The following is a 9,846-nucleotide window of genomic DNA, read 5'->3' as shown; positions in this document are numbered from 1 at the left end:
AGGGACATTTTTTAAATTGGAGATCAAGGGGACATTTTTTAAATTGGTTTGACACTATCACTAAATCCTATCGATTTATTTTTAATATTGTGCTAAAATTTTTTAGCTTATATTTTTAATAAGGTTCTTTATGTTATCGAAATTCTCGAAAAGTTTCTTTCCAAATAAATTTATAACCAGTGCATCTAGTAGTTTCTCTCAATATATACCCCGCCCTCATAGTGCAGAACATCTTAAGTTGCAATTAAAATTATTTAATTTTGAGAAGATCAATACAGAAGTGAAAACTCTACCTACAGGCACAAAACTTGTTGGATTAAATATTAATCCGGCAGAACCACGCTTTTTAGGCACTCAACCTTTTTATAACCCTGAGATATTAAATGCTCTTTCTCCAAGTGAAAAAGAAGCATGGATGGAAATAGCTAAAGAATATTACGGACAAATTGGCCAATACGAATTATTATGCGATGTTAAATGTGTTACAAGTCACTCAAACAATGGGATTCCCATTCACCACATTAACCCCGAATTACTCGAAGTACAATCATATACCCCTGTAGAAGAAATACTTGGATTGGACATTGAATACATGATGAAAAGGTAATAGGCTAAGACTACTATCTTTTTGGTGGATTAGTTTTTTAGTATTTACATTCCAACCAATGTAAGAGTTGTAGCGACTGTTAGGAACAAGGTGTGCATGTGCTTTCTCCGTCCCTGGAGAACAGCACGTTATATTGTATTTGATGGAGTAGTTGGCGTTGACTCTTGTTCTTGCTGAGCTTTTTCCCGAAGATGTTGCTTATACAACTCATAGTGCAATTCGAAATGTTCCGTAACTAGATCCATTACTTCACTCACTATTGGTGACATTTCACTTGATGGATCGACACATCCCTTCAGAACCTCTGGGACAGCTTGAAGAAGTTGTATAGGTGCCAACTCTTTAAATTTTTCTTCCCCTACATGATGAATAACCCATTGCAGAGCTGGGTAAACTTCATAATAGTTATGATACCCTTGTTTGTAAAAGTTACAGCCTGCTAAAACCATACCTAAAAGCATAATTGCTTTTGGAGACTCTACAAGATCTGACCTGCCAGCCCTATGTAAAAGTCCTAATGCAGCTTGCATCACTGCTCCAGTGGTACCAGAAACATCAAAGAAATGGGGAAGATTCAAATGATCATGGAGATGTAGGGTCCTACCAGTTGGATCTTTCACTACCACACTACGCAACTGAGGAATCTCTGGAATTAAGCCTTCTTTCTGCGTACAACATTCAAGGTAATGGTTTACAGTAACAAGCTCACCCTCTGATATTTGAGCGCCTAGTCTATACTGCTGCATTTGTAAGTGAGCATATGGAGCACCTGATGATTTGATATAAGGAACGTGGAATGGTTTTAAGGAAAGCATCATCTCACCCATAAAGGACTCTAATCCACTGACATCCTTCCCTTCTTGTTTCGCTTTTTGTATTTTGCAGAACTTGCCACCATAAGTATTCGCAAGCATACCAAAGGGAGATAAAACAACCTCAAGGACTCTTAAAAGTTGTTGTGGTGGTGCCTTTTCAGGATCTTGTAAGATACTAATTAATCGACGTTGATCTTCGAGCACATCTTGCGAACGACTTTCTTTTATACTAGAACCAATCTCAAAAAGACTTGCAAGAGTTTGTTTATCTAGTTTAGATAATTCTTTTCCAAGTATCGAACCTATGGTGATAGCTGCTTCATAAATCTTGGGGTGTGGTTTTCTTGTGACTGCTACTGCTGTACGCATCAATAACAAATGTTCGACACAAACAACCTGATCTTTAATTTTATCAACTTGACATAAGTGTCCATAAGTCTCGGCCAAACCATATTTTATTGATGGATGTTGTTTTTTACCAGGAGGAAAGGGTGGTTGTAATGCCACTTCTTGTCGTTTGAAATGAGGTGTAGATACAATTGTATTTAGTGTAATCGCTTTAGCAATTTCCTGTTTCTCTAGTTTATCCCACTCCTCGTTAAATCGGTCAACGGCATAGGTGGATATTCCACGATTCTGTATTCCTTCCAATGAAAAACCAATAAATCTTTGCCTTGTAAACATTTTTGTTGCATTTGAGAAAGGGTCTATTATTTTACTCAATTTATTTAATTTGGTGAACATTTTAGTACCTCACATGCATATAAGTAAAAATTAAATATCTTTAAACTAAGAGATAATTAACATTATTAAATGTATAAATTACACCTATAAAACACAAATATTGATCTATTTATATAATAATAAATCATTTTGATTAAGGAATTATTAAATGATGTGCTTTTTGCTTTTATTTTTATTTAGTATGAGATTATGTTGGGTATGCTGCAAATAATCAGGCTATCCAATACCTGATAGCATTTCTATATAAGCTTTAAATTCTGAATATAAAATAATTACAGTATCCACGAGTGGAGCTTGTCTAAATATTGCTCTTTCGATTAACTAACCCAGAGTAGGTCTATTGAGATGATCTAACTCATCGTTTTCTGACGTTTCCAATTGGGTATCTTTAGGTCCGAAATTATTACGTTGCGCATCAGCCTCCTCAAGAGTATCAACGGGACTACCTAGTTGGGTATCAAGATAAAGTTTTTTAATTTTACTAGCTGTATCCACCGGAGCATTTAGACTCTCAGCTTCTGTTTTCTTTTTAATCTCATGCCATTTAGATTTTAGAGTTTGATTAGTCATACTTTCTCTCAAAAACATCTTACATGTATAATTATAACACAATGAAAATATAACTTGCACACTAGAGTTTTAACATTGTATATAAAGAGTAGTTTACTCAGAAATAATCTCTAATCCACTCAAATACGGTTTCAAAACATCAGGAATGCGAATATTTCCCTGTTCATCCTGATAATTTTCCATAATAGCTACCAAAGTTCGCCCTACAGCCAAACCTGAGCCATTTAAAGTATGCACTAATTGAATTTCGTTAGTTTCTGAATCTCGGAAACGTGCTTTCATACGGCGAGCCTGAAAAGCTTCCATGTTTGAGCAAGAGGAGATTTCCCTATAGGTATTTTGGCTCGGCAACCATACTTCAAGATCATAGGTTTTGGCTGATCCAGCACCAATATCGCCAGTACACAAAGCTACTACTCGATATGGTAAATTCAAATGCTGTAAAATAACTTCAGCATGCTGGGTCAGTTGCTCCAAAGCTTCATAAGAGTTTTCAGGTTTGGTAATCCAGACTAGCTCAACTTTTTCAAATTGATGCTGCCTAATCATCCCCTTAGTATCTTTTCCATAAGACCCTGCCTCACTACGAAAACAAGGAGAATGGCAAACATAGCGAATAGGCAACTGATCGGCAGATAATATCATTTCGCGAACTGTATTAGTCACTGGAATTTCTGAGGTGGAAGTTAAATAATATCCACTATCACCTGTTAATTTAAATAAGTCTGCTTCGAATTTTGGCAATTGCCCTGTTCCTAACAAACTGTCTGAATTAACAATATAAGGTACATATATTTCCTGATAACCATGATGCTCTGTATGAACATCCAACATAAATTGAATTAAAGCTCTATGCAATCGTGCTATCTGCCCTTTCATTACCACAAAACGGCTGCCTGTGATTTTAGCGGCTAACGCAAAATCCATTTGCCCCAATGCTTCTCCTAATTCATCATGAGACTTTACTGGAAAGGAAAAAGAGGGTATTTCACCCCATGTTCTAATTTCCTGATTATCCAACTCGTCTTTACCTACAGGCACAGATTCATGAGGAATATTGGGCAATAATAAAGTGATTGTCTCAATCTGTTTAAGAACATCATCCAGTTCAGCTTTTTGTTGCTCTAATTTTGCGGCAATTTTGTTAACTTCATCACGCATAGGCCCAATGTCCTCTCCCCGTGATTTCGCCTCACCAATTGCTTTTGAGCGTAAATTACGCTCGTTTTGCAAAGATTGAGTACTTACTTGCAAGGCTTTACGTTTTTCTTCCAACTTACCAAACGCTATAATATCAAATTGAAATCCTCGCTTGGATAACTGTGATGCTACGTACTCTGGATTCTCTCGAAGTAATTGATTATCTAACATAGGCTAATACTCTAAATTAATTTGGGTCAGGATGTCCTAACAATATACATTTAGCAATTAATGATCCAATTAATACCATGGATAATGAACCGATATTGTTAATTAATATATTTGTAATTAGCTTAAACCAATATCCCTGTTCAAACATAAATAATGATTCTGCAGCAAAACTGGAAAAAGTGGTAAAAGCACCTAAAAAACCAGTAAACAAGAATAAACGAAATGACTCTTCAGCACTAAAACGACCAACCAGCACAGTAAGAAAGAAACCAGCAAGGAACGATCCTACGATATTCACTATCAGTGTCCCATAAGGAAAGTTTATTCCCCATACATTTTGCGCCATAATTGTTACCAGGTAACGCGATATGGCGCCCAAAGAACCTCCAATGGCTATGACCAGATAGGGAACAATAATCATTAGGTTACCTTACAATTCCTCTTGTCGATTGATTCAATGCATCAACCATAGGAATAACTTCAGGGCATTCGTTTTGAATTTGCTCCAATTCTGCAACTGCTTGCTGGGCGGTTAACCCTTTTCGAAAAATAATTTTATAGGCACGTCGCAAATAGTCAATTGCAGAAGAAGAAAAACCACGTCGTCGTAAACCAACAGTATTTATCCCGCAAGCCGACGTGGTATGACCTGCAATCATGATATACGGTAATACATCCTTGGTCACATAAGTCGCTCGGGCAATGAAAGCGTAAGCACCCACTTGGCAAAATTGATGAACTGCAGCATAAGCTCCTATAGTAGCATAATCATTGATGGTAACATGGCCAGATAACGCCGCATAATTTACCATAATAATGTGACTACCTACCAAGCAATCATGCCCTATATGAGTATATGCCATTAAGTAATTATTATTTCCAACGCGAGTAACTCCACCGCCCTTAACAGTTCCTCGGCTTATCATGCAATATTCTCTAATGATATTATTATCACCAATTTCAAGGCGAGTCGGTTCATTCTTATAGGTAATATCCTGAGGTTCGTTGCCTACTGAAGCAAATTGAAAAATTTTATTGTTTTTTCCAATGACCGTGGGGCCTTCAATAACGACATGAGGGCCTATCCATGTATTTTCGCCAATCTCAACATTCGCACCTATCACTGTCCCAGGGCCTACGGACACTCCTTTCGCCAACTTTGCCGATGGGTGAATCATTGCTCTTTCATCTATCACTTTTTAATTTCCTTTGATGCGCTTAATAAGTCTGCGGAACAAGCCAATTTATCGCCAACATAGGCTTCTCCGTACATACGCCAAAAATCTCTTTTTTGCCCTGACAATTTCACTTCCAATCGTAACTGATCTCCTGGGGTAACAACTTGTTTAAACCGTGCATTATCAATACCAGCAAAATAATGCAAAAATTCATACCCTTCTCTTGGTTGACGAGACAAATTCGCTAAAATACCACAAGCCTGAGCTAAAGCTTCAAGTATTAATACCCCAGGCATAATGGGATTTCCTGGAAAATGTCCTGTAAAAAAATTTTCATTAATAGTGACGTTTTTGATTGCAATAAGATATTCCATTTCCTTGTAATCTATCACTTTATCAACCAGAATAAACGGATAGCGGTGTGGTAATAAACTAAAAATTTGATTTATTTCTATCGCTTCACTCATACCAGATTTCTCATGTAATAATCTATCGTATTAGAAAATGGCTCATTATCTTGCTTTAGCGCATTCTAATCAATTAGAAATTTCAAAAATATATTATTTCGTATCATTGAAATTATTTTATAAAAGTATAATTAATTGTTATTATTAAATTTTTTCTCTATCGTCTTCAGCTTCATTATATAATCATCTAAACGCTTAAATCGTGCCGCATTACGACGCCATCGTTGATGGTCATGGACTATGGTTCCTGAAGAATAAATTCCCGATCGAGTAATGGACTTAATCACTGTAGACATTCCAGTAATTACTATATCATTAGCCAGGTGAATATTAGCAGCAAGACAACTTGCCCCTCCTATAATACAATCCGAGCCTATCTGCGTCCTAGCACCAATAACAGCGCAACCTGCAATTGCTGTATTATTCCCTATATAAACATCATGAGCAATCAACACCAAACTATCTATACAAACTCTCTCACCCACATAGGTATCACCTACAGAACCTCTATCAATTACTGTATTCGCACCAATCCGTGTCTCCTGACAAATTACAACACCACCAATAGTTAGCCCATGTTGCCAAATGCCATGTTCCTTATTGTAATTAAAAGGAACCGCACCTATAATACAACCAGAGTCTATAATAACGGCTTGTCCTATCAATGAGCCTGAGTGAATCACCACCCCGGAGTCTATCTGACTGCTTTTACCAATGCACACTGAAGGGTGAATTGTTGTATTAGAACCAATAGTAACATTGTCGTCCAATTGTGCATTTTCATGTATTACACTATTAGCACCGACAGAAATATTTTTCCCTAATCTAACAGACGGGTGGACTTGTGCACTAGGATGAATTCCCCGAATGCCGGTGTTCTGGGGATTAGTTAATACCTCAGCTGCTTTAATCATTGCTTCCAAGGGATTAGAAACAACTATAGAATTTACAGGACAGCTTTCGACATACTCTGATTTTAATAGCACGGCACCAGCCTTAGTCAAATGCAAGGCGAAAAACAAGGAGGGATTATCAAAAAAGACCAAATCTCTGGGGGTAGCACGGAACAAGGAAGATAAACCTGAAATAGTGTGTTTGGCATTTCCATGCCAAACACCACCCAAGCAATGCGCTAATTCTGATAAGGTTAGCAAGGCATCCGCCGTATTAATTAATTGCTTTTATAACTTTGTCTGTTACATCAAGCGCTTCGGTGCTAAAAGGAGCCGCATCTTTTTGGACAATAATATCGTACTTCTCATCTTTAGCTATTTTTGTAATTGCATTGCGAACTTTAGTATATAAAGTTTCCATAGCTTCGTTATGAGCAGTGCTCAATTCTTGTTGATATTGCTGTCCATCGCGCTCAAATTGTTGTTGCGCGGCAACAATTTTCTTTTCCAACTCTTTCTTTTGAGTAGCACTCATTATAGCACTATCACGCTTGAATTTTTCCATGTCGCTTTTTAGACTGGCTTCCTTAGCAACTAACTTATCTCGACGAGGTTTAAATTCCTTTTCCAATTTTTGTTGGATTTCTTTCATTTGATTTGAAGTTTGCATGATTTTTTGCAAATCAACAACGCCAATTTTTGCCCAATCAGCAAAAACACTCGTGCCAAATAGACTCAAAACCAATGCGACTAACACCGCACCCACACGTTTCATAATTATCTCCTAAATTAAAGTTAGAAATGCTAGCACAATTCGAAAAAGGTTGCGATATGTACAGCACTAGTTTTTAACAATAGACTTCTCTATCAACAATTGTTTTACAGTCGAGTTTTCGAAAGAAAACCAACATCTCAATTGAGCAGAAAACTGGCCTTTACTTTTATTACAATTAAGGCCTTAAATTTAAATAGGGCTGTTTATCACAAGGTTTCGAAAAAGACTTCTTAGAATCCTGAAGATAGAGCAAATTGGAAATATTGTGTCTCGTCCAATGGTTGTGGATTCAATGCCTTAGCCAAACTAAAAGCTAACGGGCCAAACGGCGAACGCCACTCTAAAGAAATACCTGCAGAATAACGCATAGGCCCTGCTGGTGTTCCACGTAAAGCAGGGGGTGTTCCATAAGAAAACACATTACCAGCATCAGCAAAAATAGTTGTTCTTACATTATCTCGGCTTAAAGGATAAGGCAATATAAGGCCAGCACTCCCATTAAGCAAAAAGTTTGCACCCATGGCATTTCCAAAATTATCCTTTGGACCAAAGAATAACTATCATATCCCCGAACTTGGCCTGGTTGAGCAGTACCCCCTGCATAATAGTTTTCGAAAAATGGCAATCCTGTATCATCAAAAGTATTTCCATAGCCCACATTACCTAATACGGTAAAAATCCAACCTCGGGTTAAAGGATAATATAAGCGCGCTTGGTAAGAACTTTTATAATATGAAAGAGACTGAGAGGTGGCTGGTAAAGCTACCATTGCAATCGCTTGTTGATTAAATCCTTTATTAGGATAAGGCATTTGATCGTAGCTGTTTCTGCTCCAACCGGATGTTAATCTTATTTCTTGAAAATGGTTTCCATTCAAAGCAACATAATTAATAATTGGAAGCACTAAACCTACTGATCTAATGTCTACATCTTGGTAGCCATATCCCAGCTGAAAACTGCTCTTCTCGCCTAAGGGGAAATTATAACTAATATCACCACCATAACGATTAGAACTATAGGTACTGACATTCAAATTGGTAGGATCAATTCTGTTATAATATAAACTTGCTCCTCGGCCTACACCCGTGTCGGTATAAAATGGGTTGTAATAGTTAAAAGAATAATCTTGTCCCCATTGGCTTGCATTAAAGGAAGCTCCCAATGAACGGCCACTACCCATGAAATTACGTTGGTTTACCGATGTATTGAATTGATAACCATTGGTGCCATACCCTATAGAGGCACTTGCTTCTGCTGAAGGTGCTTCCTCAACGTTGACATCCAGATCGACCTGGTTATTGGTCCCGGAACAGGAGTAGTCTTAACGTCAATATTTTTGAGATAACCTAGCAAACGTAACTGACGTTCAGATTCTTTTATATTATGTAGGGAAAGAACGCCTCCTTCATCCTGACGCATCACATTCCGTAATACATAATCTCCCGTCTTGGTATTGCCATGAAAATTAATTCGTCGTACGTAGACATGTCGACCTGGTTGAACTACAAAATTAATAAATACCGTTTTGTTGTTTTCATCTATTCTGGGTTCAGCGTTTATTGCAGGGAAACCATATCCTACATCCCCTAGAGCTAATCCAATTGCAGAGATAGATTCAGTGACTTTTTTACGAGAAAACACTTCTCCCTGTTTCACTTGAATGAGTGAATTTACTTTTTCTCGAGGTATTATCGTTTTTCCAACAACATCATAACCAGAAAAATGATATTGAGGGCCTTCCTCTATATGAATATTGATGTAAACATCTTTTCTATCTGGTGATAATAAGACTTGAGAAGAAACGATGTTAAATTTCAAGTACCCTCTATCCAAATAAAATGAACGTAATGCCTCCAAAGAAGCATCCATTCCTGCTTTTGAGTATTGATCCTTCTTGGTAAAATAGGTAAATAAATTACTGGTGCTTAATGCCAGCTCAGGGAGTAGTTCATTTGTTTTAAAATCATGATTACCAATTATTTTTATTTCTTTAATCCGTGAAACTCGGCCTTCGGACACTGTAATGTTAATTGCTACTCTGTTATCAGTTAGAGAAGTAACTTTTGTTTCTATGCGAGAATTATATTTCCCTCTAGCTGTGTAAGCTTGCTTAAGTTCTTTCTCCAGACGCTCTAATGAAGATTTTTGGAATACTCTTCCTTTAACCAAACCCATTTCTTTAAGAAATGCCTTCATTTTATCAGAAGGAATTTCCTTGTTCCCTACTACTGTAATGGATCCTATTGTTGCACGCTCCACTACATTGACAATTAATATATTACCTTGACGTTCCAGAGAAACAGACTGAAAAAAACCCGTATCATAAAGTGCACGAATAATTTGAGCAGTTGAACTTGGACTTATTTCTTCACCAACTTGAACAGGGATATAGTTCAGGACCGTACCAGTAGAAACTCTTTGTAACC

The 9,846-nt window shown here is 37.2% G+C and carries 9 protein-coding genes and 1 pseudogene; 1 reads left to right on the top strand and 9 read right to left on the bottom strand.

What is annotated here, in order from left to right:
* Nucleotides 1–130: 130 nt before the first annotated feature.
* Nucleotides 131–607: a hypothetical protein gene (locus OK13_RS12920; RefSeq protein WP_052117690.1), complete on the top strand. Its 477-nt coding sequence runs from the start codon at nucleotides 131–133 to the stop codon at nucleotides 605–607.
* A 128-nt stretch (nucleotides 608–735) separates the two neighbouring features.
* Here OK13_RS12920 and OK13_RS12915 read toward each other — a convergent pair whose 3' ends face one another.
* From OK13_RS12915 to bamA, 9 genes and pseudogenes are all read right to left on the bottom strand, one after another.
* On the bottom strand, nucleotides 736–2,166 hold the full coding sequence (locus tag OK13_RS12915) for a hypothetical protein (protein WP_035891421.1): 1,431 nt from the start codon (nucleotides 2,164–2,166) through the stop codon (nucleotides 736–738).
* Between the two features lie 321 nt (nucleotides 2,167–2,487).
* Nucleotides 2,488–2,736 (bottom strand): hypothetical protein, encoded by a 249-nt coding sequence (locus tag OK13_RS12910; RefSeq protein WP_035891419.1) that lies wholly within the window; start codon nucleotides 2,734–2,736, stop codon nucleotides 2,488–2,490.
* 93 nt (nucleotides 2,737–2,829) lie between these two features.
* On the bottom strand, nucleotides 2,830–4,107 hold the full coding sequence (serS, locus tag OK13_RS12905) for a serine--tRNA ligase (protein WP_035891417.1): 1,278 nt from the start codon (nucleotides 4,105–4,107) through the stop codon (nucleotides 2,830–2,832).
* A gap of 16 nt (nucleotides 4,108–4,123) precedes the next feature.
* Nucleotides 4,124–4,528, bottom strand: coding sequence for a fluoride efflux transporter CrcB (crcB, locus tag OK13_RS12900; protein ID WP_035891413.1), 405 nt, complete (start codon nucleotides 4,526–4,528; stop codon nucleotides 4,124–4,126).
* 4 nt (nucleotides 4,529–4,532) lie between these two features.
* Nucleotides 4,533–5,303 (bottom strand): acyl-ACP--UDP-N-acetylglucosamine O-acyltransferase, encoded by a 771-nt coding sequence (gene lpxA / locus OK13_RS12895; RefSeq protein WP_035891410.1) that lies wholly within the window; start codon nucleotides 5,301–5,303, stop codon nucleotides 4,533–4,535.
* Nucleotides 5,300–5,752: a 3-hydroxyacyl-ACP dehydratase FabZ gene (fabZ, locus tag OK13_RS12890; protein ID WP_035891407.1), complete on the bottom strand. Its 453-nt coding sequence runs from the start codon at nucleotides 5,750–5,752 to the stop codon at nucleotides 5,300–5,302. Before fabZ ends, lpxA begins: the two co-directional genes overlap by 4 nt.
* Nucleotides 5,753–5,883: 131 nt before the next feature.
* Nucleotides 5,884–6,906 (bottom strand): UDP-3-O-(3-hydroxymyristoyl)glucosamine N-acyltransferase, encoded by a 1,023-nt coding sequence (lpxD, locus tag OK13_RS12885; RefSeq protein ID WP_035891405.1) that lies wholly within the window; start codon nucleotides 6,904–6,906, stop codon nucleotides 5,884–5,886.
* Between the two features lie 13 nt (nucleotides 6,907–6,919).
* A complete protein-coding gene (locus OK13_RS12880; protein WP_035891402.1) occupies nucleotides 6,920–7,420 on the bottom strand; it encodes an OmpH/Skp family outer membrane protein in 501 nt (166 codons plus the stop codon).
* A gap of 230 nt (nucleotides 7,421–7,650) precedes the next feature.
* A pseudogene (bamA, locus tag OK13_RS12875) lies at nucleotides 7,651–9,846 on the bottom strand (outer membrane protein assembly factor BamA); the annotation flags it as partial.

Origin of the sequence: Legionella norrlandica (assembly GCF_000770585.1) — a bacterium.
GTDB classification, from domain to species: domain Bacteria; phylum Pseudomonadota; class Gammaproteobacteria; order Legionellales; family Legionellaceae; genus Legionella; species Legionella norrlandica.
This window is presented reverse-complemented; position numbering and strand designations above follow the sequence as displayed.

Coding starts and splice junctions, on each gene's coding strand:
- OK13_RS12920 (WP_052117690.1), top strand. CDS start 131: ATGTTATCGAAATTCTCGAAAAGTTTCTTTCCAAATAAATTTATAACC.
- OK13_RS12915 (WP_035891421.1), bottom strand. CDS start 2,166: ATGTTCACCAAATTAAATAAATTGAGTAAAATAATAGACCCTTTCTCA.
- OK13_RS12910 (WP_035891419.1), bottom strand. CDS start 2,736: ATGACTAATCAAACTCTAAAATCTAAATGGCATGAGATTAAAAAGAAA.
- serS (WP_035891417.1), bottom strand. CDS start 4,107: ATGTTAGATAATCAATTACTTCGAGAGAATCCAGAGTACGTAGCATCA.
- crcB (WP_035891413.1), bottom strand. CDS start 4,528: ATGATTATTGTTCCCTATCTGGTCATAGCCATTGGAGGTTCTTTGGGC.
- fabZ (WP_035891407.1), bottom strand. CDS start 5,752: ATGAGTGAAGCGATAGAAATAAATCAAATTTTTAGTTTATTACCACAC.
- OK13_RS12880 (WP_035891402.1), bottom strand. CDS start 7,420: ATGAAACGTGTGGGTGCGGTGTTAGTCGCATTGGTTTTGAGTCTATTT.